The 25599-nt window shown below is 57.3% G+C and carries 22 protein-coding genes and 2 tRNA genes; 8 read left to right on the top strand and 16 right to left on the bottom strand.

Annotated features, from left to right (window positions below; translation table 11 throughout):
- From tolB to ALO80_RS22995, 12 genes are all read right to left on the bottom strand, one after another.
- Positions 1-1154 (bottom strand): Tol-Pal system beta propeller repeat protein TolB (gene tolB, locus ALO80_RS22940; protein ID WP_217997882.1); only part of this gene is annotated, 1154 nt, incomplete at its 3' end.
- 47 nt (positions 1155-1201) lie between these two features.
- Complete coding sequence (gene tolA / locus ALO80_RS22945) at positions 1202-2272, bottom strand: cell envelope integrity protein TolA (protein ID WP_054984756.1); 1071 nt, start codon at positions 2270-2272, stop codon at positions 1202-1204.
- A complete protein-coding gene (tolR, locus tag ALO80_RS22950; protein WP_002554654.1) occupies positions 2272-2736 on the bottom strand; it encodes a protein TolR in 465 nt (154 codons plus the stop codon). The genes tolA and tolR overlap by 1 nt, the downstream gene beginning before the upstream one ends.
- A 14-nt stretch (positions 2737-2750) precedes the next feature.
- Complete coding sequence (gene tolQ / locus ALO80_RS22955; RefSeq protein WP_002554655.1) at positions 2751-3446, bottom strand: protein TolQ; 696 nt, start codon at positions 3444-3446, stop codon at positions 2751-2753.
- Complete coding sequence (gene ybgC, locus ALO80_RS22960) at positions 3436-3903, bottom strand: tol-pal system-associated acyl-CoA thioesterase (RefSeq protein WP_055006868.1); 468 nt, start codon at positions 3901-3903, stop codon at positions 3436-3438. Before ybgC ends, tolQ begins: the two co-directional genes overlap by 11 nt.
- A 133-nt stretch (positions 3904-4036) precedes the next feature.
- Positions 4037-5098: a Holliday junction branch migration DNA helicase RuvB gene (ruvB, locus tag ALO80_RS22965; protein ID WP_054984754.1), complete on the bottom strand. Its 1062-nt coding sequence runs from the start codon at positions 5096-5098 to the stop codon at positions 4037-4039.
- Positions 5099-5707, bottom strand: coding sequence for a Holliday junction branch migration protein RuvA (gene ruvA, locus ALO80_RS22970; RefSeq protein ID WP_004657901.1), 609 nt, complete (start codon positions 5705-5707; stop codon positions 5099-5101). It lies immediately after the preceding gene.
- Positions 5708-5791: 84 nt separating this feature from the next.
- Positions 5792-6316: a crossover junction endodeoxyribonuclease RuvC gene (ruvC, locus tag ALO80_RS22975; RefSeq protein ID WP_003364732.1), complete on the bottom strand. Its 525-nt coding sequence runs from the start codon at positions 6314-6316 to the stop codon at positions 5792-5794.
- Between the two features lie 130 nt (positions 6317-6446).
- Positions 6447-7193: a YebC/PmpR family DNA-binding transcriptional regulator gene (locus tag ALO80_RS22980; RefSeq protein WP_054984753.1), complete on the bottom strand. Its 747-nt coding sequence runs from the start codon at positions 7191-7193 to the stop codon at positions 6447-6449.
- A gap of 115 nt (positions 7194-7308) precedes the next feature.
- Positions 7309-9084: an aspartate--tRNA ligase gene (gene aspS / locus ALO80_RS22985; protein ID WP_032656435.1), complete on the bottom strand. Its 1776-nt coding sequence runs from the start codon at positions 9082-9084 to the stop codon at positions 7309-7311.
- 296 nt (positions 9085-9380) lie between these two features.
- Positions 9381-9725, bottom strand: a complete 345-nt coding sequence (locus tag ALO80_RS30005) for a ribbon-helix-helix domain-containing protein (protein ID WP_082427589.1) — start codon at positions 9723-9725, stop codon at positions 9381-9383.
- Between the two features lie 341 nt (positions 9726-10066).
- A complete protein-coding gene (locus tag ALO80_RS22995) occupies positions 10067-10540 on the bottom strand; it encodes a Dps family protein (RefSeq protein ID WP_055010659.1) in 474 nt (157 codons plus the stop codon).
- A gap of 457 nt (positions 10541-10997) precedes the next feature.
- On the opposite strand from ALO80_RS22995, the gene ALO80_RS32370 reads away from it, so the two are divergent.
- Positions 10998-11606, top strand: a complete 609-nt coding sequence (locus tag ALO80_RS32370; protein ID WP_055006867.1) for a cold-shock protein — start codon at positions 10998-11000, stop codon at positions 11604-11606.
- Between the two features lie 63 nt (positions 11607-11669).
- On the opposite strand, the gene ALO80_RS23005 is transcribed toward ALO80_RS32370, so the two are convergent.
- Both ALO80_RS23005 and ALO80_RS23010 read right to left on the bottom strand, forming a co-directional pair.
- Positions 11670-11876 (bottom strand): SlyX family protein, encoded by a 207-nt coding sequence (locus ALO80_RS23005; RefSeq protein ID WP_055010660.1) that lies wholly within the window; start codon positions 11874-11876, stop codon positions 11670-11672.
- Positions 11873-12304, bottom strand: a complete 432-nt coding sequence (locus ALO80_RS23010) for an HIT family protein (protein ID WP_055010661.1) — start codon at positions 12302-12304, stop codon at positions 11873-11875. The genes ALO80_RS23005 and ALO80_RS23010 overlap by 4 nt, the downstream gene beginning before the upstream one ends.
- Positions 12305-13169: 865 nt before the next feature.
- Between ALO80_RS23010 and ALO80_RS23015 the strand changes: the two genes are divergently transcribed.
- From ALO80_RS23015 to ALO80_RS23025, 3 genes are all read left to right on the top strand, one after another.
- Positions 13170-14492 (top strand): OprD family porin, encoded by a 1323-nt coding sequence (locus ALO80_RS23015; protein WP_055010662.1) that lies wholly within the window; start codon positions 13170-13172, stop codon positions 14490-14492.
- 169 nt (positions 14493-14661) lie between these two features.
- Complete coding sequence (locus ALO80_RS23020; RefSeq protein ID WP_055010663.1) at positions 14662-16377, top strand: proline--tRNA ligase; 1716 nt, start codon at positions 14662-14664, stop codon at positions 16375-16377.
- 69 nt (positions 16378-16446) lie between these two features.
- On the top strand, positions 16447-17403 hold the full coding sequence (locus ALO80_RS23025) for a hypothetical protein (RefSeq protein WP_055010664.1): 957 nt from the start codon (positions 16447-16449) through the stop codon (positions 17401-17403).
- 35 nt (positions 17404-17438) lie between these two features.
- Here the strand turns inward: ALO80_RS23025 and dinB are convergent, their stop codons facing one another.
- Positions 17439-18500 (bottom strand): DNA polymerase IV, encoded by a 1062-nt coding sequence (dinB, locus tag ALO80_RS23030; protein ID WP_054984766.1) that lies wholly within the window; start codon positions 18498-18500, stop codon positions 17439-17441.
- A gap of 260 nt (positions 18501-18760) precedes the next feature.
- Here dinB and ALO80_RS23035 point away from each other — a divergent pair.
- From ALO80_RS23035 to ALO80_RS23050, 4 genes are all read left to right on the top strand, one after another.
- A tRNA-Met gene (locus tag ALO80_RS23035) sits at positions 18761-18837 on the top strand.
- A gap of 355 nt (positions 18838-19192) precedes the next feature.
- A tRNA-Met gene (locus tag ALO80_RS23040) sits at positions 19193-19269 on the top strand.
- A gap of 350 nt (positions 19270-19619) precedes the next feature.
- Positions 19620-22262, top strand: a complete 2643-nt coding sequence (gene mprF / locus ALO80_RS23045; RefSeq protein ID WP_055010665.1) for a bifunctional lysylphosphatidylglycerol flippase/synthetase MprF — start codon at positions 19620-19622, stop codon at positions 22260-22262.
- Positions 22262-23596 (top strand): virulence factor family protein, encoded by a 1335-nt coding sequence (locus tag ALO80_RS23050; RefSeq protein ID WP_055010666.1) that lies wholly within the window; start codon positions 22262-22264, stop codon positions 23594-23596. Before mprF ends, ALO80_RS23050 begins: the two co-directional genes overlap by 1 nt.
- Positions 23597-23680: 84 nt before the next feature.
- Here the strand turns inward: ALO80_RS23050 and ALO80_RS23055 are convergent, their stop codons facing one another.
- Complete coding sequence (locus ALO80_RS23055; RefSeq protein WP_055010667.1) at positions 23681-25576, bottom strand: potassium transporter Kup; 1896 nt, start codon at positions 25574-25576, stop codon at positions 23681-23683.
- Between the last annotated feature and the right edge of the window lie 23 nt (positions 25577-25599).

Consider the following 25599-nt stretch of genomic DNA (forward strand, 5'->3'; position numbering starts at 1 on the left):
ACTCCCCGGCCCTGCTGGCGGGTGGCGTAGATTACCATGGTGCCGTTGGGCGCAACAGTAGGCGACTCATCAAGGTTGCTATCTGTGAGGATTTTTACGCTACCGCGGGCCAAATCCTGCACTGCTACCTTGAAATTAGTGAAGCCGTCCTGCCGGTGAATCATTACCAGCGTCTTTTCATCGGCTGACAATTTTGGGTTGGCATTGTAGTTACCCACGAACGTTACACGTTCGGCACCGCCGCCATTAATGTTTGTCTTGTAGATCTGTGGCTTGCCGCCACGGTCCGACGTGAAGTATAGCGTAGACCCGTCCTTACCGAAGAAAGGTTCAGTATCAATCGAAGAATCGTTGGTGACGCGACTCAATTGACGCGAGGCCAGATTGATTACATAGATTTCCGGGTTACCGTCCTTGGACAGAACGAATGCCAGCTTGCTGCCATCCGGCGACCAGGCAGGTGCACCGTTCAGGCCTTCGAAGTTGGTGATCTGCTCGCGGCGACCGGTATCGATATGCTGAACGAAAATGCGTGGACGCTTCTGTTCGAACGAGACATAGGCAATGCGCTTACCGTCCGGGGCAAAGCGCGGCGACAGGATTGGCTCACGGGATTGCAACAGGGTTACCGCGCGAGCACCGTCGTAATCCGAGCGCTGCAGGGTGTAACGCGTGTTGTTCTCCGAGAAGCGTTCGGCCGTCACGTAGAGCATACGGGTCGAAAACGCACCCTTGATACCGGTGAGCTTCTCAAACGACTGGTCGGCGATGTAATGCGCCATGTCGCGCAGTTGATCGTTGGTACCCGACACGTTACCGGTCAGAACCTGCTGCTCGGTGGCCACGTTGAACAGCGCGTACTGAATCTGCAGACGCCCTCCGGCAGGCGTAATGTTGCCGACCATGACGTACTGTGCACCCAGCGCCTTCCAGTCACGGAAAATGACTTCGCTGGCCTGGGTCGGCAAGCTGATCATGTTCTGCTTGGGAATCGGCGCGTAATAGCCGGAGTTGCGCAGATCGTTGCTCACGATTTCTGCCATGTCTTCAGGTAGCACGTTACCGCCCTGCCAACCGAATGGCACAACGGCAATCGGTGCTGCGCGGTCACTGCCGCTGGTGACCAGAATGTTCTTTTCTTCTGCCGACACCATTGCGGATGCGAAACAGAGAACGACCAGCAGTCCTCGAAAAAGGTTGATCACAAGGCTAGATCTCCAGGTGTGAATGTCATCTTGAATGAACGATAGGGAGCGAAGTCAGCCGGCTTCAGACCCTGCATTTCTGTCAAACGTCCAATGTTCTTCACCGCAGCAACCGCAGAGCTGTCGAACGGCCCGTCACCACTGGATTTGGCAATCGATACGGAAGCAATCGTACCGTCCGGCAACATCCCGATCTGCAACGTTACCGACATGTTGTTACGTGCCGATGGTGGACGACTCCAGCCTTCGGAAGCCCTGACACGAATCAGGTCATCGAAACTGCCAGCCGTTTCATCGCCCCGCTCGTCAGCCAGAGCCTGTTGCCGTTCCGGTTTATCGGACAGCAAATCGGCCAGTGCTTGCGCCTTCTTGTCTTCGGCGGATTTGCGAGCTGCTTCCTGCGCCTTCTTGGCGGAATCTGCAGCGGCTTTTTTCTTCGCGTCCTCGGCAGCCTTTTTCTTGGCGTCTTCTGCGGCCTTTTTCTTGGCCTCATCAGCCGCCTGTTTCTTGGCTTCCTCGGCAGCAGCTTTCTTGGCGTCTTCTTCGGCTTTTTTCTTCGCCTCGTCTTCAGCCTTCTTCTTGGCTATATCAGCCAGCTGCTTCTCCTCGAGCTTTTTGGCGTCGGCCACCTTCTTCGCTTCATCGGCTTTCTTGGCATCGTCAGCCTTTTTGGCCTCTTCTGCTTTTTGTTCGGCCTTTTTGGCTTCATCGGCAGCTTTTTGCTCTTCGGCTTTTTGAGCCGACTCTTCTTTCTTTTGTTCCGCAGCTTTTACAGCTTCCTGTTTAAGCTGCTCGATCTTCTTCTGCTCCAGCTGCTCGACTTCAGTCTGTCGCGCAGCAGTTTTCTTCGCCTCACCGGCAATCTTCTGGTTGGTCTGGGTAGTGGCCTGGCTCTTGGACTTGAGCTGATAGAGCGTTGCCTGAACGATAGGCTTGGCTTCGGGCAGATCCGGAGTCATGGCAAAGCTGACAAACAGCATGCCGAAAATCAGAATATGCAATGCCACGGCCCAGACACTGGGCCAGAAGTAGCTCTCCGAGGCGGACGGCTCTCGAATCGGCTGCATCAGGGTGCCTCGGTAATCAAGCCAACATTCCCGACCCCAGCCTTCTGCAGCCCGCCCATCGTGCCCATGACCGAGCCGTAATCAACGGTCTTGTCACCACGAATGAACACCTGTGTCTGCTTGCCTGCATCACGACCGGCAGCGACGATCTTGGTCACTGCGGCAGTCAGCTGCGGCAGGGTCATTGCCTTGTCCATCTGCTTGTCGGTATCGACTTCGCTACCAAGGTTCCAGTAATAGGTCTTGTCAGCCTTGATCGAAATGGTCAGGACCTGATTGTTGTTGTCTTGCGGCAAAGCCTCGCTGGAGACCTTGGGCAAGTCGACTTTCACGCCCTGGTTGATCATGGGAGCCGTCACCATGAAAATGACGAGCAACACCAGCATCACGTCGATGTAGGGCACTACGTTCATTTCGGCGACCGGCTTGCGTTTTCTGCGACGATCTCGAGCGATTAAAGCCATGGGGAATTACCTGCTCACTCTTCGCTGGTGTGCACTTTACGGTGCAGGATGGCCTGGAACTCGTCAGCGAACGTGTAGTAACGGCTGATCAAGGTCTCACTGCGCGCGGCGAAACGGTTATAGGCAATAACGGCCGGAATGGCTGCGAACAGGCCGATCGCCGTTGCAATCAGCGCCTCGGCAATACCCGGTGCAACGGTGGCCAGCGTTGCCTGCTGGGCAGTCGCCAGACCGCGGAAGGAGTTCATGATCCCCCAGACCGTACCGAACAGGCCGACATACGGGCTGGTAGATCCCACGGTCGCCAGATACGGCAAACCTGCTTCGAGCTTTTCTTCCTCGCGGGAAATAGCTACCCGCATGGCGCGCGCCACACCTTCCATGACCGCATCAGGATCGACACCGGACTGCTGACGCAGACGGGAAAATTCCTTGAAACCGGCACGAAAGATCTGTTCGACGCCCGAGTCGGGATCGGGATTGCTACCCGCCTGCCGGTACAGCTTGGACAGGTCGATACCCGACCAGAAACGCTCTTCAAAGCTGTCCAGTGCGCGCCGACCTGCGCGCAGCATATTGCTGCGCTGAAAAATCACGATCCACGAAGTGACCGAAGCAGCCACCAGAATCAGCATTACCAACTGAACAACAATGCTGGCATTGCTGACCAAACTCCACATGGAGGAATGGTCGACGACGTTAGCTTCCACGCTTTATCTCCTGCTCTGAATGTATGCCCGCGCCGCTCTGGTCGGCAAGGGCCGCTCGCAGAGCTTCGGGAATGGCCCGGGGTTTAAAACTATCGGCGCGTACACACGCCACCAGGAACTGCCCTTCACAGAGCAGCGTTGCATCCGACGCCCGCCTGATCTGCTGTTGATAGCGCAGGCTGACACGGTTCAATTCGATTACTGCTGCACTGACGAGCAGCTCGTCATCCAGCCGTGCAGGCTTGTGATAACGCGCCTCACTGGAGTGCACGACAAATAAAAGGTTTTCCTGCGCCATTCCGGATTGGGCAAAGCCCAATTCCCGTAGTTGCTCGGTACGAGCCCGCTCCATGAATTTCAGATAATTGACGTAGTAGACGATGCCGCCGGCATCGGTGTCCTCGTAATAAACGCGACAGCGATGTGCGAACGACTGAACCCCGTTTTGCGCGCGCATACTCTAGAGCTTACTCCTCAGGTTGCCAATCGGATCAGGCAACTGTTTTTCAACGTTTTGCCACTTATTACCGGTATCGGCGGCGGGACTGGCAATGTGACCACGCCGACCGCAAATAAATTGCAAACCATTGCTATAAATCCACAGGCTCGTCACCGAAATCGTCCGGCACCGGTATCTCCCCCATCCTCGAAGGGACATTCAACCCGAAATGCAGATACGCATGGCGGGTAACCACACGCCCGCGAGGCGTGCGCATGATATAGCCTTGCTGGATCAAATAGGGCTCAAGCACGTCTTCGATTGTATGACGCTCCTCACTGATGGCCGCCGCAAGGCTGTCGACACCTACCGGACCACCGTCGAACTTCTCGATCATGGTCAGCAGCAGACGCCGGTCCTGATGATCGAAGCCGTGCTCATCGACGTCCAGCAGGTTGAGGGCCTTGTCAGCGGTCTGCCGGGTGATCTGCCCATTACCACGCACCTCGGCGAAATCCCTTACCCGACGCAACAGACGGTTGGCGATACGCGGTGTACCACGGGCGCGTCTGGCGATCTCGAAAGCACCTTGCGGCTCGATGACCAGCCCCAGAATGCCCGCAGAGCGCGACACGATCGTGGATAGATCGGCGATATTATAAAACTCGAGCCGCTGAACAATGCCGAAACGGTCGCGCAGCGGATTGGTCAGCATGCCCGCGCGAGTGGTCGCACCCACCAGTGTAAACGGCGGCAGATCAAGCTTGATCGAACGCGCAGCCGGGCCTTCGCCGATCATGATGTCGAGCTGGAAGTCTTCCATGGCCGGATACAGCACTTCTTCGACAATCGGTGACAGACGATGAATCTCATCGATGAACAGCACATCGTTGGGTTCAAGGTTGGTGAGAATTGCCGCCAGATCACCCGGGCGTTCAAGCACCGGGCCGGAGGTGCTCTTGATCGACACGCCCATTTCCTGAGCGATGATATTGGCAAGCGTGGTCTTGCCCAGACCGGGCGGGCCAAAGATCAATGTGTGATCCAGCGCCTCATTACGACCGCGGGCAGCCTGGATAAACAACTCCATCTGCTCGCGGACTGTCGGCTGGCCGATGTAATCGGCAAGGCTCAGCGGCCGAATTGCACGGTCCATCTGTTCATCACGATCACGGCCGCCAGCGGCGGTTATCAGGCGGTCGGCGTCTATCACTTAACCCATCCCCTTCAACGCGCGGCGAATCAGGTCCGCACTGCTCAAATCTTTTTCCTTGATCGCGGAGACAGCCTTGCTTGCCTCCTGAGGTTTGTAGCCCAGCGAAATCAGTGCACTGACCGCATCGGACTCAGCCGACGCCACAGGCTCGGCCTGATTCGGGCCATTGGAAACCAGTGTAAAAGTGCCTGGCAACGACTCCCAGGCCTTGAAACGATCCTTGAGCTCGACCAGCAGGCGTTCGGCAGTTTTCTTGCCCACGCCCGGAATTCGCGTCAGCGCCGACGTGTCCTGCGCCTGGACACAACGCACCAACTCATCGACCTCCAGACCTGACATCAACGCCAGCGCCAGCTTGGGGCCCACCCCGTTCAGTCGGATCAACTCACGAAACAGCTCGCGCTCGCGCTTTTCGTAGAAGCCATAGAGCAGATGCGCGTCCTCGCGGACCACTAGGTGGGTGTGCAATGTCACCGTCTCGCCGACATGCGGCAGCCGATAAAGTGTCGTCATCGGCACTTCCAGCTCGTAGCCTACACCATTGACATCCAGCACCAGATGCGGAGGCTGTTTTTCGGCAAGAGAGCCGCGTAAACGTCCAATCACGTTTCAGATCCTTTCGTGTTGCCTGTCGCTCGCGCGAAGAAATTGAACACAATCATCGTAAAACCGTACGTACTCATGATGCAGTCACAGGCGCAACCGACCGCCGCGGCTCCGCGCAGTGCCCAACCCGTGGGGGATCAGGCTGGAACGTGTGTGCGCATGGCACAGCGCAATGGCCAGGGCATCAGAGGCATCTATCTGCGGTTTCTGGGTCAGCTTGAGCAGGTGCATGACCATCATCATCACTTGCTCTTTATTGGCACCGCCGGTCCCGGCAACGGCCTGCTTGACCTGAGTTGCAGTGTACTCGGCAATTTCCAGCGCCTCTTCGGCACCCGCAACGATGGCCGCGCCCCTGGCCTGCCCCAGTTTCAGCGCAGAATCGGCGTTACGCGCCATGAAGACCTTTTCGATGCCCATCGTCACGGGCCCGTAGGTCTTTATGACCTCCCGCACACCGCGATAAACGATCTGCAAACGCTCGTGCAATTCGCCGCTGCCGGTACGGATGCACCCGGAAGCGACGTAGACACAACCGCGACCGGTGTCACGTACCACGCCATAGCCGGTAATTCGCGAACCGGGATCGATACCAAGAATAAGAGTCATAACGCCTGCAGCTTGAGGAGGTAACGCAAAGCAATAGGTGCAGCATAAAGGCAGAAGCCGGAGGCCGATAGCTGCGTGATGCTCACAGCGTCGCTCCCCCGGCTTCTGACTCGGTGTTACCTGTCGGCGATCAGCCCAACTGCTCCATGACTTCGTCCGGGATTTCCGCATTTGAATAAACGTTCTGCACGTCATCCAGATCCTCAAGCATGTCGATCAGCTTGAGTACCTTTTCAGCGGTTTCCAGATCAAGCACCGCACTGGTGGTCGGCAACATGACGATTTCCGCATCGGCAGCCTTGAAACCTGCCGCCTCAAGTGCGTTACGCACAGCGTAGAAGCCGGAGAACGACGTAAAGACATCGATCGAACCGTCTTCGTTGGTCACGACATCATCGGCATCCGCGTCCATGGCAGCTTCGATCAGGGAATCCTCATCGACGCCAGTTGCAAAGGAAATCTGGCCCTTGCGATCAAACAGGTAGGCAACAGAGCCGTCGGTGCCCAGGTTGCCGCCGCATTTGGTGAACGCATGGCGCACAGCCGCGGCGGTACGATTACGGTTGTCGGTCATGGTTTCGACCATGATCGCCACGCCGCCCGGGCCGTAGCCCTCGTAACCCAGCTCCTCGACATCGTCACCGTCGGATGCCCCCACGCCCCGCGCGACTGCGCGATCAATGGTGTCACGGGTCATGTTTGCACCAAGCGCCTTGTCCAGCGCCAGACGCAGACGCGGGTTGGAACCTGGATCGCCGCCGCCCTGACGCGCAGCTACGGTCAGTTCACGAATCCACTTGGTGAAAATCTTGCCTTTCTTGGCATCCTGACGCTCTTTGCGGTGCTTGATGTTCGCCCACTTAGAATGACCTGCCATTTTTCGCTCCAGATTCTTTTTGAAACACCTTCACCTTTCGCCCTGAACAATCGGGCAAAAAGCTTCACTCAATAAGGGCAGAAGCAGGGCGTATCGAAATACGCCCTGCCCGGCATCACTCGGCCTTTGGCTGCTCGCGCAGACGGATGTGCAGCTCTCGCAACGCCTTGGCATCGACAACGCCAGGCGCCTGGGTCATGACATCGGCAGCGCTCTGGGTTTTCGGGAAAGCGATTACTTCACGGATCGACTGCGCTCCGGTCATCAGCATGACCAGACGGTCAAGGCCGAACGCCAGACCACCGTGCGGCGGTGCACCGTACTTCAGAGCATCGAGCAGGAAGCCGAATTTTTCCTGCTGCTCGTCTTCGGCGATGCCCAGCAGACGGAAGACCGCCTGTTGCATTTCCTTGCGGTGAATACGAATCGAACCACCGCCCAGCTCGGTACCGTTGAGCACCATATCGTAGGCACGGGACAGCGCCGTTGCCGGGTTGGCTTCCAGCTCTTCAGGCGTGCACTTGGGTGCCGTGAAGGGGTGATGCAGTGCGGTGAAGCTGCCGTCGTCGTTTTCTTCGAACATCGGGAAATCAACGACCCACATCGGAGCCCATTCGCAGGTATGCAGCTTGAGGTCGTTGCCGATCTTGATACGCAGCGCGCCAAGCGCTTCGCTGACGATCTTGAACTTGTCCGCACCAAAGAAAACGATATCGCCATCGACCGCACCCACACGATCGAGGATGACATTCAGGTTGTCTTCCGGGATGAACTTGACGATCGGCGATTGCAAGCCTTCCGGCCCTTTCGCACGCTCATTGACCTTGATGTAGGCCAGGCCTTTGGCACCGTAGATACTGACGAACCTGGTGTAGTCGTCGATCTGGCTGCGCGCCATGCTGGCAGCGCCCGGTACACGCAGTGCGGCAACGCGCCCCTTGGGATCGTTGGCCGGGCCGCTGAACACTTTGAATTCAACGCCGGTGAGCTGATCGGCAACGTCCACCAGTTCCAGCGGGTTGCGCAGGTCTGGCTTGTCGGAGCCGTAGCGACGCATGGCCTCTTCGAAGGTCATGTGCGGGAAGTCACCGAACTCCAGGTCCAGAACTTCCTTGAACAGTTGGCGAACCATCTTCTCGGTCAGACCGATGATGTCCTCTTCATTGAGGAAACTGGTCTCGATGTCGATCTGAGTGAATTCCGGCTGGCGGTCGGCACGCAGGTCTTCGTCGCGGAAGCACTTGGCGATCTGGTAGTAACGGTCGAAGCCAGCCACCATCAGCAGTTGCTTGAACAACTGAGGCGATTGCGGCAGGGCGAAGAAGCTGCCCGGGTGTGTACGGCTTGGAACCAGATAGTCACGAGCACCTTCTGGCGTCGCGCGGGTCAGGATCGGCGTCTCGACATCGAGGAAGCCGTTGTCATCCAGATAGCGACGGATGCTGGTAGTGATGCGCGAACGCAGACGCAGCTTCTCGGCCATTTCCGGACGACGCAGATCGATGAAGCGATAACGCAGACGGGTTTCCTCGCCTACATCGGAGTATTCATTCAGAGGGAACGGCGGAGTCTCGGACTCGTTCAGCACTTCGAGCTCGTAACCCAGCACCTCGATGGCGCCGGACGCCATGTTCGCGTTCACGGCACCCGCCGGACGAGCACGAACCTTGCCCACTACCTTGACCACGTACTCGCTGCGCACGCGGTCAGCGGCGGCGAAACTGTCGGCACGATCGGGGTCGAACACGACTTGAGCCATGCCTTCACGGTCGCGAATATCGAGGAAGATAACGCCTCCGTGGTCACGACGACGGTGGACCCATCCGCAAAGGGTGATTTCCTGGCCTTCCAGACTCTCGTTCAGTTGGCCGCAATAATGGCTGCGCATCATGATGGTGTTTTCACTTCTCGTAATTCGAATTCGGTGGCGCTTTCGCTCCTGGCTTGCGCTCAGTGGTACAAGGCACCGGCACAAGGCTGAATAAAGCCAGCCCTGGCCCACGCAGAGTCACGCCCGCTAGCAAGACGGAGGATTATATAGAGTTAATTGGCACCGTGCAGCCGAACGAACCCGTCACGCCCGGATAAGTTCATGACTCGCCTGCGCAGCCGAGCTGCTCACTCGCGCCGCGCCGGGAAACGCAGGCACGCCGAAGCGGGCCTGCAGGAATGAGGATGAAGGCCATTCTAGACGCGGGAATTTTCCAGGCGATCGCCCTTCAACAGATGCGCAACACACACAACACGAATCAGACCACTGAAATTCTTTACACCCCCGTAGCGTAAGTGAACCTCCCGATCAATGTAGGACAATACCGCATTAACAGAGCACTCATTGGAAGTTGCGATACCTGAAAGAATGTTCCAGTACACGTTCTCCAGACGCAGACAAGTGGCCAGACCATTGAGCCGAACGGATTTGGAGTGAGGCTGTGCCAGCGTCATATTGAAATCCTCGACAAAAGGGTCGTGGCGTATTTCCACCTCCCGATGCAACAACTTAAGCTCTCGCTCAACACCGCGTAACATCATAACTGTCACCTTCGAATCATCGAATTTTAAACACCGAAAGAAATATTCAAAAACAAATAAATGTCCCGATGTATAAAACAGGATTCGAGATCTTATATCCAGCAGGCCCTATACCCCTTAATTGTAGGATACGGCCACAGCCATCAGCGGAATATCGTTTAACCCTGAAGGGACAATGAGAAAGAGCACGAGGAACTGCCGGGCAGCGTGCAGCGCGGCAGGCAATGGCTAAACCTTGAGAGGCCCGAGAGCCGTGACGACCGGGACGATACAGAAAAGGTATAACGAGTAAACAGTCGAGAAGCAGGCGAGCGGCACCGAAGGCCGCTCGCCACGGGTCGTTACTTCGACTCGAGCATCGAACGCAACATCCAGGCAGTTTTCTCATGAACCTGCATACGCTGCGTCAGCAGATCAGCTGTCGGCTCATCGCTCACTTTATCCAGAAGAGGAAAGATACTACGAGCAGTACGGACAACAGCCTCTTGACCCTGAACCAGACTTTTGATCATATCTTCAGCGCCTGGCACGCCTTCTTCTTCCTTGATGGAAGACAGCCGAGCATATGTCGAATAAGTACCGGGTGCCGGAAAGCCTAGTGCACGGATACGTTCGGCGATGGAGTCGACCGCCAGTGCCAGTTCGTTGTACTGTTCTTCAAACATCAAGTGCAGCGTGCGAAACATCGGCCCGCTGACATTCCAGTGAAAGTTGTGAGTCTTGAGGTAAAGCACATAAGTATCCGACAGCAAATGCGACAGACCGTCCACGATCGATTTGCGATCCTCTTCACTGATACCGATATCGATTGCCATGTTTCATGCCCTTTTAGTGAGGATTGAAAAGCAGTAAAGACCACTACTCTATCAAGAGAACCCGACCGGCGCAGCTTTCCGTTGTAGCGATGCAGCGTGCAGGCAGTGATTCACGAGAAAACCGCAACGTTGCACCCCATCGCCGCAGCAGCGCATTCGTACACACCCCGGAGAATCACCGATAAAGCCTGCCTGGATGCTCTGTTTCGGGCCCCGTGGGCATATTGAACGGCGATGCAAGGCCAGAGCCGGGCAGGCCCGACGGGCGTCAGCGATTGCTGATTTGAGTAGGATCAGGCTTTGCTGTTAAATACACCGCGTGCCGCCGACGATTTGCCTTTCAGCGTTGGCGCATAGGCTGGCCCAGCGCTCGTGCATCACGCCTCATCTTGTTCAGAAGCGTACCGGGCGTTACCCGCTATTTCTTGTAATCCTTCTTGCATGTGAGCTTTTTAAAATGTTGAAAATCGTCCACCTGGTAACGGGAGCCGCAGCGCTGTTGCTCTCTTTCATACCCAGCCTGCGTAGTGAAGCAGCATCTCTCTACCTGCAAAATCCTGATGCGATCTGCCTCGCCTTCCTCGGGCTGCTTAACCTGATACTCGCTCCGGTAATTCCTTACTGGAATCGAGGCCCACGTCACAATCTGCAAAATCTGGTCAGCGCCCTGCTTGTCATTGCAGTAATCGTGCAAACGCTGACCTTGCTTGTTCCTCTGCCTGGCATCGCAGGTCAACCCGCCATTCTGGTGAGCCTGGTCATTGCCATCGTCGCTGTCGCCCTGCACCTGGGCGTCAGCTTTTACAGGTCTTACACACCCTCGTCCGCACCTCAAAACCACGACATGGGAAATCGTGATACTGGCACCGTAAAATGGTTCAACACCTCCAAGGGCTTTGGTTTTATCTCTCGGGATTCCGGCGACGATATTTTTGTGCATTTTCGTGCCATTCGCGGTGAGGGTCATCGTGTGCTGGTAGAGGGTCAACGCGTCGAGTTTTCTGTGATGAACCGCGACAAAGGCCTGCAGGCCGAAGACGTCATTGCAGCGCTGCCGCGCCGCTGATTGTCTCAAGCAACAAAAAACCGCGACTTCCAACGAAAGTCGCGGTTTTTTTATGGCCGCAGATCAGTAGTGAGGTGGCGGCGCATCTTCCTCGAAGGTCTCGAACTGGCTGCCCATTTCCTCCTGACGCTGGAGCATCGCCGCCATCTGCAGTTGCAGATGATCCAACTCGCGCCGCTGCTGTACCAGCACGTCATTGAGCGCCTGGATCGTATCGTCCTGAAAGGCCATACGGCTTTCCAGTTCCATGACTCGCTCTTCAAGGCTCATGATTGGTCCTCCTCAAATCGAAAATCATTCGTCAACACAGACTTGAGCTGCCGACAGATTGCCGAAAACTGCTCGCCGGTATAAGCACTGGCAGCATGCTTGCCCCACACGGGCGCAGGCCAGGCAGCATCGTCACGTTTGCGCACGATCACGTGCATATGCAGCTGGCTGACCACATTGCCCAAAGCGGCAATGTTGATTTTATCCGCATCGAACACCTCTTTCAGCACTTTGGCCAAGGTGCTGGTCTCTTGCCATAACTGCGACTGATCTGCAGCGCTCAACTGAAACACTTCAGAGATATCAGCCCGGCGCGGCACCAGAATGAACCACGGATAGTGACTGTCATTGGAGAGCAGCAACCGGCACAGCGGAAAGTCGCCGATGGCCAAGGTGTCTTGTTGAAGACGAGAATCCAGAACGAACACGATAAAAACTCCTGACTGCCAGGTGAATGCACCTGCCCTGTCGGTAGCAGGGTGCTGCGAAACCGGCAGGATACTAGGGTTCGCGTGACGCATCACCTGCACACACGCATGCGCACCAGAATGAGCCCGGCAGGATACTGATCGCACCGATTTGACGCCCGGAAAAGTCGCCAACGGGACAGGATGAGCTCATCCGTCGGGAGGCCGCCTGAGAATGGTGTGCTTCAGGTACATGAAAATGAAACAACCGCGGCCTCACCATGACCACCAGAAAGAGCAACGCTCCAGGTTCAGGCGAACCGTGCACGCACTGCACCAAAAACACACACTGCTGTTGCGACAGCAACACAACGAATTCGTTTTCTACTCAAATGATGATGATCCGGGTAACGTTTTTGTCGGACAATCCCGCATTCACACATGAAAGGTAAAAACTATAGGCATTTTCATAAAATCAAAATATCTATATAAAACAGATAGATAAATCAAAAAAGCGATGCTGATTCTGATTTTTCACAAATTTTTTTCATTTTCAGAAACTTTGTGCACGCTTGTTGCTTTATGACCCATATGATCACGCCACCTCTGGCGGAAAACAGGGGTGACAGAATCAAGGGAAACACGGCTGGCGACCTTGGGGGATGTCTTGAACAGACTCGATAATCATCGATTCTGATCAAGCACAGAATGCCACTACGGACTGATCTGGCACTGCGTCGTAAAGATTCTGAAAGGATAACGCTGTAGCTATAGCAACCAAAGTCAGCGTGATATAGATTCCGCCGACAAAAATAGAAAGAGCCGCCCAGATAAAAAAACAGGTGGGACGGCAGAAAATCTTCTAAAAACCAAAGGAGCAATCACGATGAGAGTGATGAAGTGGAGCGCAATCGCACTGGCCGTTACTGCAGCCAGCGCCCAAATGGCAACCGCGGCACCTTTCGTCAGCGATCAGGCTGATGCCAAGGGCTTCGTTGAAGGCAGCACGCTTGACCTGAAGTTGCGCAATTACTATTACAACCGTGACAAGAAAGCAGGCGCTGATGACGATCGCGACTGGACCCAGGGTATCTGGGCCAACTTCAGCACCGGCTACACCCAAGGCACCATCGGTGTCGGCGTCGAGGCATTCGCCTACGCTGGCGTGAAACTGTGGGGCCCGGACAAGTACTCGGGTTCAGGCAACCTGGTGACTGATTCGGCCGGTAACAACGAAAACACTCAGGCCAAAGCTGGCGGCGCGGTCAAATTCCGCGTATCGAAAACCGAACTGAAAGTGGGCGACATGCAGCCGACCAGTCCGGTCTTCGCAGTAGGCGGCTCCCGCCTGTTACCGCAGACTGCAAGCGGTATCAGCCTGCAGAGCAGTGAGCTCAAGGGTCTGGACGTTGAAGCAGGTCACTTCTACTCCGGCACCAGCCAGGACGACACAAGCCATAGCGGCAGCATCTTTGCAAACTACGCCGGTGTTCGTGCGAACAGCGCTGACTTTGCTGGCGGCAAATATGCCATTACCGACAGCCTGGGCGTTGCATTCTATGCAGCCAAGCTGGAAGACATCTGGGATCAGTACTACGGTAACGTGAACTACGCCCTTCCACTGGGCGGCGATCAGTCTCTGGCATTCGATGCGAACATTTATCGCACCGTTGACGAAGGCAGCGCCAAAGCTGGCTCGATCAGCAACACCGCGTTCTCCGGTTCCGCAGCCTACTCGTTCCTTGCTGCTCATACCGTGACCCTGGCGTTCCAGAAAATCAACGGTGACACTCCGTTCGACTACATCGGTATTGGCGATAACAACCGCGGTGGCGACTCGATCTTCCTGAACAACTCGATCCAGTACTCCGACTTCAACGGTCCGGGTGAAAAATCCTGGCAGGCTCGCTACGACCTGAACATGACGCCATATGGCGTTCCTGGTCTGAGCTTCATGACCCGCTACATCAAGGGTACTGATATCGACGGCACCAAGACACCGGCTGGCAGCGCTTACGCCGGTCTGTACGGTGCTGACGGCGAGCACCACGAAACCAACCTTGAAGCCAAATACGTAGTACAAACCGGTCCGGCCAAGGATCTCTCCTTCCGTGCCCGTCAAGCTTGGCACCGCGCCAACGCCGATCAGGGCGAAGGCGACGTCAACGAGTTCCGCCTGATTGTCGATTACCCGATCTCGATCCTGTAATCACCGCTCAGCACTCGTTAAGAAGAAGCCCGGCTCATGCCGGGCTTTTTCGTTGCGCCCAGAAAGCGCCGTGCCATCCTCTGCAAGCCTGCCCCGCCCTGTACGCGACCGGAACACCGCCGTACAATGCCAGGTCAAATCCAGTCTCAGCAACCGACAACGGCCAACCATGCGCACCAGTCAATTTTTGCTCGCCACACAGAAAGAAACCCCTTCCGATGCGGTCGTGGTCAGCCATCAGCTGATGCTGCGTGCCGGCATGATCCGCAAACTGGCATCCGGCCTCTATACCTGGCTGCCCATGGGCCTGCGCGTACTGCGCAAGGTCGAAGCCATTGTCCGTGAAGAAATGGACGCCGCCGGCGCACTCGAGATTCTGATGCCCGGCATTCAGCCCGCAGAGCTGTGGCAAGAGTCAGGCCGCTGGGAACAATACGGCCCGGAGCTGATGCGCCTGGTTGATCGCCACAACCGTGAGTTCTGCCTGGGCCCTACCCACGAAGAAGTCATTACCGATCTGGCACGCAATGAGCTCAACAGCTATAAACAGCTGCCAATCAACATGTACCAGATCCAGACCAAATTCCGTGACGAAATCCGTCCACGCTTCGGCCTCATGCGTGGGCGCGAGTTTGTCATGAAAGACGCCTATTCGTTCCACGCTGATCACGCATCGCTGCAGATCACCTACGACCGCATGCATCTGGCGTACAGCAACATCTTTAGCCGCCTCGGCCTGAAGTTTCGCCCGGTCGAAGCTGACAACGGCTCGATTGGCGGCGCAGGCTCGCACGAGTTCCACGTGCTGGCCGAATCCGGCGAAGACGATATCGTGTTCAGCGATGGCTCCGATTACGCAGCCAACATCGAAAAAGCCGAAGCGGTGCCTCGCGAGAAGACTCGTCCGGCCGCTACAGAAGAATTGCGCCTGATCGATACGCCAAACGCCAAGACCATTGCCCAACTGGTCGAAGGCTTCGGCTTGCCGATCGAGAAGACCGTCAAGACGCTGGTGGTCCATGCTGCCGAAGAAGGCAAGCTGATTGCACTGATCATCCGTGGCGATCATGAGCTCAACGAAATCAAGGCCAGCCAGCAGGAACAGGTCGCCAGCCCACTGGTGATGGCGTCCGAAACCGAACTGCGTGATGCCATCGGTGCAGGCGCAGGCTCACTGGGCCCTCTGAATCTGCCGCTGCCCTGCATCATCGACCGCTCTGTCGAGCTGATGAGCGACTTCAGCGTCGGTGCCAACATCGATGACAAGCACTATTTCGGCGTCAATTGGGAACGCGACCTGCCGGTTCCGACCGTCGCCGACCTGCGTAATGTGGTGGCCGGCGATCCAAGCCCGGACGGCAAAGGCACGCTGGAAATCAAGCGCGGCATCGAAGTCGGCCACATCTTCCAGCTGGGCACCAAGTACAGCGAAGCGATGAAATGCCAGGTACTGGGTGAGAACGGCAAGCCGGTCAATCTGGCGATGGGCTGCTACGGAATCGGCGTTTCCCGCGTGGTTGCGGCCGCCATCGAACAGAACAGCGACGAAAACGGCATTATCTGGAACGACACTCTGGCGCCTTTCCAGATCGCCCTGATCCCGCTGCGCTACGAGACAGACGCGGTTCGTGAAGCGACCGACAAACTCTACGCCGAGCTGACTGCCGCCGGCTTTGAAGTCCTGCTCGATGACCGCGACAAGAAAACCAGCCCCGGCATCAAGTTCGCTGACATGGAGCTGATCGGTATCCCGCATCGTATCGTAGTCAGTGACCGCGGCCTGGCCGAAGGTAATCTGGAATACAAGAGCCGTACCGAGTCGCAACCGCAACCCATTGCGGTCGCGGATGTGCTGTCGTTCATCCAGGGCAAAGTGAACCGCTGAGTAAAAGGCGCACCTGTTTTGTTTACGGGTGCGCCGCTCGTCACTTGCCCAATCCGCATCAGAGATCTCATGCTCAAACGAAGCACCTTAAGCCTAGGCAGCGCCGTTCTGTGCGGCTCTTTTCTTGTCGGCGGCTGCGCCAACCAGCTATCACAACGCAGCGAGCACGAAGAGCGTGTGGAACGCAAACTGCTTGAACACACGCTGCAAGTCGATATTGGCGAACCCAAAACGCTGGAGTTACCACAACGTCGCGTGCGGATTCACGAGCACAAGTCGTTCGAGGTCACTGATTTTGAAGTCACCCGCCACTATGATCGCTATACCCCCTACCAGCCCTGGCGGGAAATCTACGAGATTCCGCTCGGTGCGGTCGCTGTTGTCGCAGGCGTCGGAGCGAACGTGGTCAACGTGATTGCGCTGGGCCATTTGCCGGACAGCATGACCCGCGACTGGATTCACTACGGTGTAGCAGGTCTGAATCCCTTCATGAATGCCCCGTCCCACGGTCGGGCCCAGCACAATCTGGCGAGCATTGACGAAGTCCAGAAAGACAAGCGGATCGAGAACTCCACGCTACCGTGGAATGAACGCCCGGTGATGGTCAAGGCTGGCAACGAAACCCACGAAATGAGCACCGATCGCAACGGCATTCTGCGCCTGAACCTGCTGGACAGTCCGTTTGCCGAACAGGACCTGAGCCGTATCACACGCATTTATATCAACGTTGAGGACGATCAGGACAGTGCTCACGCCAATGCCAGTTTGCCGATCAGCCATTCCTTGCGCGGCAAGCTGCTCGAAGCCCATGCCCTGATCTACGACGATCTGGAAGATGACGAAGTCAGCCAGTGGGTGCATCGAGTCAAACGCCTTTCCGACCTTGGACTGGAAGAAGAAGCCAGCGAACTTGAACAGAGCCTGATCGAGCTGACACGAAACGATCCGCAGTTGCAGGGTGAGTTTCTCAAATCACTTGCCAGAGATGCTGGCCGTCTGGTCGCCGTTCCCGCCCAGAGCCAGTAATACAGACGGCTGCGGGATGTGCTCGCAGCCGGCCATTATCGCGAGAACAACTCCAATTGCTCGTGGGCTGCACGCAGATCGTGCAGGCGCACACCTATGCCCAGCAGGCGAACCGGCTTGCCGCCACGGGCAAACGCCTGGGCCAGCAACTGCTCGTAACTGCCCAGATCCCTTCCAGCGCCGGATTGCTCAAGCGTCGTCTGAGTGAAGTCGTGGAACTTCACTTTGACGAACGGCTTGCCGGGCCGGTACTGCCCTTCCATTCTCGCCATCCGGTTACCCAGGGTGTCCAGCAGCGCGGGCAGCTTCTCCAGACAGGCAGCCAGATCGGGCAGATCCGTGTCGTACGTATTTTCAACACTGACCGACTGACGCCGACTGTCATTTTGCACGGGACGGTCATCCACTCCGTGCGCCAGGCTCCAGAGGCGCTCACCAAAGCTGCCAAATTCGCGGACCAGCGCCAGCTTGTTCCGGCTTCGCAAGTCAGCACAGTCGATAATACCGAGTCGGCCCAACTTGTCTGCGGTCACTTTGCCGACGCCGTGGAGCTTGGTGACAGGCAGCGAGGCGACGAAATCCTCGACCTGATCCGGAGTGATCACGAACAGCCCGTTGGGCTTTTTCCAGTCGCTGGCGATCTTGGCCAAGAACTTGTTGGGGGCTACGCCCGCCGAAACCGTGATGTGCAATTGATTCGACACCCGGCGACGGATGTCCTGGGCAATGCGCGTGGCGCTTCCGGAAAAGTGCCCGGCATCCGATACGTCCAGGAACGCCTCATCCAGAGACAAAGGCTCTATGAGGTCGGTGTAATCCCGGAAGATCGTATGAATTTCCCGCGATGCTTCTTTATAAGCCTCCATACGCGGCTTGACGATGGTCAGGTCTGGACAGAGCTTGAGCGCATGACGCGATGACATGGCCGAGCGCACCCCGTACGCACGCGCCTCATAATTACAGGTCGCGATGACCCCGCGGCGCTCCGCAGAGCCGCCCACCGCCAGCGGTTTGCCAGCGAGGTCGGGCTCGTCACGCATTTCAATGGCTGCATAAAAGCAGTCGCAGTCGATGTGGATGATTTTGCGCTGCGTCATGACCTGATGGGATTTTGCAATCAATGGCCCAGCAGTATCTCATTGGTATCGACAAGTAACATCCAATGATGCGCCAGACCTCCCTGAAATACTGGCAAAAGCCTTCCGGCCCATGTACGAAACAGCTGCAGCCCACGTCATGCAAGCGCCAAAGCCGAGCAGACGCGCCAGCGGCGTCGCTAAGCATTTGAAGAAAAAGCACTTTTTTAAAACTAACCATTGACACCCCGCCATCTCTCTGTAGAATGCCGCCACACAGACGCGGGATGGAGCAGTCTGGTAGCTCGTCGGGCTCATAACCCGAAGGTCGTCGGTTCAAATCCGGCTCCCGCAACCAAACATCAAGAAAGGCCACTCGAAAGAGTGGCCTTTTTTGTGCGTACCTGAAAAGTGCTTTGCTCAAGCACTGAACCAACCGCTATGCACGTGCTGAGCACTTCAATGCCTCACGTGACGATAACCCCCATCTTCACCAACGCTTCTGAAGACGCTGCACGGCGCAGAGCCATGCCCCAGAACGTCATGAGCGACACTCTCACGTGGCGGCGTGAGGAACGAGGGGCATCAGATGCGCTTATCGCATGCATGCGCTCTGAAGCGTGTGCATCGAGCACAATCTGCTACTCATTTGCCTGCTTTGCGGATTAAGGGTTGACACTTCGTCGTTCGGCTGTAGAATGCCGCCACACAGACGCGGGATGGAGCAGTCTGGTAGCTCGTCGGGCTCATAACCCGAAGGTCGTCGGTTCAAATCCGGCTCCCGCAACCAAACATCAAGAAAGGCTACTCGAAAGAGTGGCCTTTTTTGTTTCCGATGAAAAAACATATCGGGCGATGGCTAACTGTCTGACAAAAAAAGACTATTTCCCAAGCCGTTTGAAACCCTATCATCGCATCTGTAACGTAATGCTTTCATTTACGACAGTTTTTGCGTGCGCTGCCGATAGGTGTTACTAAGCTGAATCACGACTGAACCGCAGCTGAACAGCATCACCCGGCTCGATTCGCTATTCGCTCGTTAGACGTTGACGCGCTAACATCCTGAAATATTTTCTGCGTAGGGATTGGTAACTTGGCTGCATACCTCCATCCTGTCGCGCACGATCCAAGGAGTGATTGATGCGCGACAACATGTCCGATTCCAATGAAACAGTTGATGCAGAACAACCCGGCTGCCTGCCGCGCCAGAACTGGCGGGAACTGCTAAGCAAATACCGGCAGCCTATCGGGCTGGCGGTCATGCTGCTGTTGTTCAGCCTGGCCCTTATTGCCTGCCGCCACATGCTGGTCGAGATGGACTGGTATGCGCTGCACGACTCACTGTTCGCAGTGCCCCTGCCCGCTCTGGGCGGCGCGTTGCTCGCAGCAATAGTCGGTTATGTCATTTTGATGGGCTATGAACTGTCCGCCAGCCGCTACGCCAATGTCGATCTGCCCACCAGAACGCTGATCCTCGGCGGCTTCACCTCATTTGCCATCGGCAATGCGGTCGGCCTGTCGATGCTGTCTGGCGGTTCGGTCCGTTACCGCCTGTACTCGCGCTATGGGGTGGGGGCAATCGAAATCGCCCGCATGACCGTGTTCGCCAGTCTTTCGCTGGGCTGTGCGTTGCCGCCGCTGGCGGCACTGGCCACGCTGAGCAACCTGTCCGGCGCGTCACTGGCACTCAAACTTCCGGTCGACGTGCTGGCCGTCGTTGCCACAGCGGTGCTGCTCGGCAGCGTGCTGCTGGCGATCTTTGTATACCGCCGCCGCCTGCCGGAACAGGATATTCCGCACAATATTCTGGTTCGCCTCGGTCGCCGCACCTTGCGCCTTCCAGACTTGAAGCTGACGCTGATCCAGCTGGTCATCACCGCGCTGGACGTCGCGGCAGCAGCGATGGTGCTTTATCTATTGCTGCCGCACGCGCCACCGCTGGGTGCATTCATTCTGATTTACCTGCTGGCGCTTGCCGCTGGCGTACTCAGCCATGTTCCTGGCGGCGTTGGCGTATTCGAGGCCATTCTGCTTGCAGCCTTTGCCAACGAGCTGGGCGCTGCCCCGCTCGCGGCCGCGCTCCTGCTGTACCGCCTGATCTATGTGGTACTGCCGCTGTTGCTGGCCTGCCTGACGCTGCTGTTTACCGAAGCCCAGCGCCTGCTGCCGACACGGCAAGCCATGCGTGTCGCCTCGGGGCTGGCGGCACCGATTCTGGCTCTACTGGTTTTCTTGTCGGGGGTGGTGCTGCTCTTCTCTGGTGCCACCCCTGAAATCGATACCCGACTGGAAAACGTCGGTTTCATGATTCCCCATCGGCTGATCGACGCGTCGCACTTCGGGGCCAGCCTGGTGGGTGTCCTGTGCCTGTTGCTCGCCCAGGGCTTACGGCGTCGGCTGTCGGCTGCGTGGATGCTGACCTCCATTCTGCTGCTGGTGGGCGCAGTGCTGTCGATGCTCAAAGGTTTCGACTGGGAAGAAGCCAGCATGCTGTTGCTGACTGCATGCCTGCTGCTGACATTCCGCCGTTCGTTCTATCGCCCCAGTCGACTGCTGGAGCTGCCATTCTCGCCGCTCTACCTGATTGCCAGCATTTGTGTTGTCGGTGCCTCGATCTGGCTTCTGCTGTTTGCTTATCAGGACGTGCCCTACAGCCACCAGTTGTGGTGGCAGTTCACCCTCGATGCAGACGCTCCACGCGGCCTGCGTTCGGCACTGGGCAGCGCGGTGCTGCTGGTGGTGGTTTCGCTGACCTGGCTGCTGCGTACCGCCCGACCGGTGATCAAGCTGCCCGATGCGGCTGATCTGGACAAGGCTGCCGAGATCCTCAAGGCATCCAGCCAGCCCGATGGCGGGTTGGTGCTGACCGGCGACAAGGCGATCCTGTTTCACCCGGCCGGCAATGCGTTTCTGATGTACTCGCATCGTGGACGCAGTCTGGTAGCGCTTTATGACCCGATTGGCCCGACCCAGCAGCGTGCCGAGCTCATCTGGCAGTTCCGCGATCTGTGCGACGTGCACCACGCCCGCCCGGTTTTCTACCAGGTACGTGCGGAAAACCTGCCGTTCTACATGGATATCGGCCTCACGGCTATCAAGCTGGGCGAGGAAGCACGCGTTGATCTGCGACGCTTCGACATCGATGCCAAAGGCAAGGAAATGAAAGACCTGCGTTACACCTGGAACCGAGGTGGCCGCGATGGGCTTTCGCTGGAAATCTACGAGCCTGGCCAAGCGCCCATCGACGAGCTGAAAGTGATTTCCGATGCCTGGCTGACCGGCAAGAACGTCCGCGAAAAAGGCTTCTCGCTAGGCCGCTTCAGCCCTGAATACCTGAAGTATTTCCGTATTGCCATCGTGCACTTTCAGGGCAAACCTGTCGCGTTTTCCAACTTGCTGGAAACCACCAGCCCGGAACTGGCCAGCCTGGACCTGATGCGTTCTCACCCGGATGCGCCCAAGCTGACCATGGAATTCATGATGGTCGGCCTGATTCTGCACTACAAGGCCCAGGGCTACGCGCGATTCAGCCTGGGGATGGTGCCCTTGTCGGGCTTGCAGCCAAGACGTGGCGCACCGATTACCCAGCGCCTGGGTTCGATGATCTTCCGTCGCGGCGAACAGCTGTACAACTTCCAGGGGCTGCGCCGCTTCAAGGACAAGTTCCAGCCCGACTGGGAACCTCGTTATATGGCCGTGCCTGCCGGACTCGATCCGCTCGTGGCGCTGGCTGACACCGCTGCCCTGATTGCGGGCGGCCTGACTGGATTGGTGAAACGCTGATGATTCGACGCTCCTGGCGCCTTTTGCTCGCAGCTCTGGTAATTGTTCTTTTAGTCGTAGCGCTGGGAATATGGATCTGGAACCGCCCCGCCCCGCCCGCCTCACTGGAACATGTGAACCTCGACGGTAGCGCCCCACTGACCAGCGTGACCCCGGCCACACGCATCAAGACCCGAATTGCGCTGGCCGTCACCGCCGAAGAAATGCTCACCGACAAGCAGTTGCTGGCGATCAGCAAGGACGCATCGGCACGCATCATTCAGGTCGTGCTGCCCAAGGACGACTGCGTGCTGCAACAGAAAACCTTTCAGGACGCTCTGGCGAAGCTCGACGGCCCCGCACAGGTCGTCGGCGGCATAGGCCCTGGCGCGACACTGGCCTGGCGCTGGCTGGCCGGACAGACCGATGACAAGGCACAGGCCATTTCCGTAGGGTTTGCGCTTGAACACGTGTCGAACCCGCCACCTGTTCTGGAAGAGGACGAGAAACCGCCGCAGATCTGTGACGTGCCACTGCCACAAAAAGCCCCGCACGGGCACTGGCTGGCCGCCTGGAACGACGCGCCGGATGATCCGAGTGCCGCGTTCGTGCGCGATCAAACCAATGCGGACACCAGCATCAGCGACTACGACATCCCGTTGCCTCAGGTGCTCAATACGGAATTGCGTCACCTGCTGCTCGGCGAGAACGACAGCGGTGGCCTGGGTATCCCGGTCGTCGAAGTACCGGCCAGCCAGCCTTCCGATACCGTAACGTTGTTCATGTCCGGTGACGGCGGCTGGCGCGATCTGGACAAGGTCGTGGCGGGCGACATGGCCAAGATGGGCTACCCGGTGGTGGGCATCGACGTGTTGCGTTACTACTGGGAGCACAAGACGCCGGAACAGACCGCTGTCGACCTGACCGACCTGATGAACCACTACCGTCAGAAATGGGGCACCAAACGCTTCATCCTGGCGGGCTACTCGTTTGGCGCAGACGTCATGCCGGCGATCTACAATCGCCTGGCTGCGGACGATCAGAATCGGGTAGACGCGATCATTCTGCTGGCGTTCGCGCGCACCGGCAGTTTCGAGATTCACGTCGACGGCTGGCTCGGTAACGCAGGCAAGGAAGCCACGACCGGACAGGAAATGGCCAGACTGCCTGCCGCGAAGGTGTTCTGTGTCTACGGTGTCGAAGAGAAGAAAGACAGCGGTTGCACCGACACCACAGCAGTCGGCGAAGCTGTTCAGTTGCCAGGGGGTCACCACTTCGATGAGGACTATCCGGCATTGGCCAAACGCCTGATCGACGCCATCAACAAGCGTCAAGGCAAGGCTACCGCGCAGTAAGCATCGTCTGCAGACACAAAAAATCCCGGCACCGTGAGGTCGCCGGGATTTTTTTGTCGACGCTGCCGGAGCCACCGGCGAACCTTACATCTCCACTTGCGTACCCAGTTCGATCACCCGGTTGAACGGCAGCTTGAAGAAGCGCAGATTGCCATTGGCATTCTTGAGCATGAAAGCGAACAACGCCTCACGCCAGCGCGCCATGCCGTCCATCTTCGACGGGATGACCGTTTCGCGGCTGAGGAAATAGGTGGTACGCATCGGACTGAAATCCAGCTCCGGTAGATGACACAAGGCCAGTGCAGCAGGCACATCGGGCTCGTCGATAAAGCCGAAGTGCAGGATCACCCGATAAAAACCTTCGCCATAGGACTCCACCTCAAAGCGCTGAGCGGCAGGTACACGTGGCGAGTCTTCATACACCACCGTCAGCAGAACTACTTGCTCGTGCAGTACCTGGTTATGCAGCATGTTGTGCAGCAGCGCATGGGGGACAGCATCCGATCGTGCCGTCAGGAACACCGCAGTGCCCTGCACGCGATGCGGCGGCTGAACGCGAATACTGCCGATGAAGATCGGCAATGGCAGCCCGCCCTCGTCAATCCGCTCGGCCAGCAATTGTTTGCCACGCTTCCAGGTGGTCATGAGGATAAACAGCACCGCACCCGCCAGCACCGGAAATGCCCCGCCCTGGAAAATCTTCGGTACGTTGGCAGCGAAGAACAGGCCGTCGACCAGCAGCAGACAGATCAACAGCGGTACGGCCAGCAATGGCGGCCACTTCCAGAGCATCAGCATGACTGTCGACACCAGAATCGTGGTGCAGAGCATGGTGCCAGTCACTGCCACGCCGTAAGCAGAAGCCAAGGCACCAGATGATTCAAAACCGATGACCAGCATGATGACACCTGCCATCAGCGCCCAGTTGACAGCACCAATGTAGATCTGGCCCTGCGCATCGCTTGAAGTGTGCTGAATGTGCATGCGCGGGATGTAGCCCAACTGGATAGCCTGCAGCGTCATCGAGAACGCGCCGGAAATCACTGCTTGCGACGCAATGATGGTCGCCATGGTCGACAGGCCGATCAGGGGCAGAAGCGCCCAGCCTGGTGCCAACAGGTAGAACGGGTTGCGAACCGTTTCAGGATTGCCCAACACCAGCGCACCCTGACCGAAATAGTTGAGCAGCAGCGCGGGCAGCACAAGGATGAACCACGCGCGTGAAATGGGCTTGCGGCCAAAATGCCCCATGTCGGCATACAGCGCCTCAGCCCCCGTCAGGGCCAGCACCACAGCGCCCAGAATGGCGACGCCAATGCCCGGATGGATGATGAAGAAGTTCACCCCCCAGGCCGGATTGACCGCTTTCAGCACTTCGGGCGACTGCATGATGCCGTAAATGCCCAGCGCGCCCAATACCAGAAACCAGGTCACCATCACAGGCCCGAACAGCACCCCGATCCGCGCAGTGCCGTGGCGCTGAATCAGAAACAGCCCCACCAGCACAATCAGCGCCATGGGCACGATCCAGTGATCCAGGCCATCGAAAGCCAGTTCCAGACCTTCCATCGCGGAAAGGACCGAGACCGCCGGGGTAATCATGCTGTCGCCGTAAAACAGCGCAGCACCGAACAGCCCGAACACCACCATCATCATTTGCAGTCGGGGATGTTTGGCCGATGCACGTCGTGCCAGTGCCATCAGCGCCATGATGCCGCCCTCGCCCTGATTGTCGGCACGCAGAACAAACGCCATGTACTTGAAAGAAACCACCCAGATCAGTGACCAGAAGATCAGTGAAAGCACCCCGAGGATCGCGTCATGTGTGACTTCCACGCCGTAACCGCCCTGAAACACTTCCTTGAGGGTGTACAACGGGCTGGTGCCAATGTCGCCGTAAACCACACCCACTGCCGCGATCAGCAACCCGATGGGCCTGGCAGTGCTTCCGGCCTCCGCATGACTGTTTGTTTGACTCATCCACTACTCCCGACAACCAGACA

It is taken from the genome of Pseudomonas caricapapayae, assembly GCF_001400735.1.
GTDB classification, from domain to species: Bacteria; Pseudomonadota; Gammaproteobacteria; order Pseudomonadales; family Pseudomonadaceae; genus Aquipseudomonas; species Aquipseudomonas caricapapayae.

Bases quoted from the DNA above. Each gene is read 5' to 3' on its own strand.
- tolA (WP_054984756.1), bottom strand. From the start codon at position 2,272: ATGCAGCCGATTCGAGAGCCGTCCGCCTCGGAGAGCTACTTCTGGCCC.
- tolR (WP_002554654.1), bottom strand. From the start codon at position 2,736: ATGGCTTTAATCGCTCGAGATCGTCGCAGAAAACGCAAGCCGGTCGCC.
- ybgC (WP_055006868.1), bottom strand. From the start codon at position 3,903: ATGCGCGCGCAAAACGGGGTTCAGTCGTTCGCACATCGCTGTCGCGTT.
- ruvC (WP_003364732.1), bottom strand. From the start codon at position 6,316: ATGACTCTTATTCTTGGTATCGATCCCGGTTCGCGAATTACCGGCTAT.
- ALO80_RS22980 (WP_054984753.1), bottom strand. From the start codon at position 7,193: ATGGCAGGTCATTCTAAGTGGGCGAACATCAAGCACCGCAAAGAGCGT.
- aspS (WP_032656435.1), bottom strand. From the start codon at position 9,084: ATGATGCGCAGCCATTATTGCGGCCAACTGAACGAGAGTCTGGAAGGC.
- ALO80_RS30005 (WP_082427589.1), bottom strand. From the start codon at position 9,725: ATGATGTTACGCGGTGTTGAGCGAGAGCTTAAGTTGTTGCATCGGGAG.
- ALO80_RS22995 (WP_055010659.1), bottom strand. From the start codon at position 10,540: ATGGCAATCGATATCGGTATCAGTGAAGAGGATCGCAAATCGATCGTG.
- ALO80_RS32370 (WP_055006867.1), top strand. From the start codon at position 10,998: ATGTTGAAAATCGTCCACCTGGTAACGGGAGCCGCAGCGCTGTTGCTC.
- ALO80_RS23005 (WP_055010660.1), bottom strand. From the start codon at position 11,876: ATGAGCCTTGAAGAGCGAGTCATGGAACTGGAAAGCCGTATGGCCTTT.
- ALO80_RS23015 (WP_055010662.1), top strand. From the start codon at position 13,170: ATGAGAGTGATGAAGTGGAGCGCAATCGCACTGGCCGTTACTGCAGCC.
- ALO80_RS23020 (WP_055010663.1), top strand. From the start codon at position 14,662: ATGCGCACCAGTCAATTTTTGCTCGCCACACAGAAAGAAACCCCTTCC.
- ALO80_RS23025 (WP_055010664.1), top strand. From the start codon at position 16,447: ATGCTCAAACGAAGCACCTTAAGCCTAGGCAGCGCCGTTCTGTGCGGC.
- dinB (WP_054984766.1), bottom strand. From the start codon at position 18,500: ATGACGCAGCGCAAAATCATCCACATCGACTGCGACTGCTTTTATGCA.
- mprF (WP_055010665.1), top strand. From the start codon at position 19,620: ATGCGCGACAACATGTCCGATTCCAATGAAACAGTTGATGCAGAACAA.
- ALO80_RS23050 (WP_055010666.1), top strand. From the start codon at position 22,262: ATGATTCGACGCTCCTGGCGCCTTTTGCTCGCAGCTCTGGTAATTGTT.
- ALO80_RS23055 (WP_055010667.1), bottom strand. From the start codon at position 25,576: ATGAGTCAAACAAACAGTCATGCGGAGGCCGGAAGCACTGCCAGGCCC.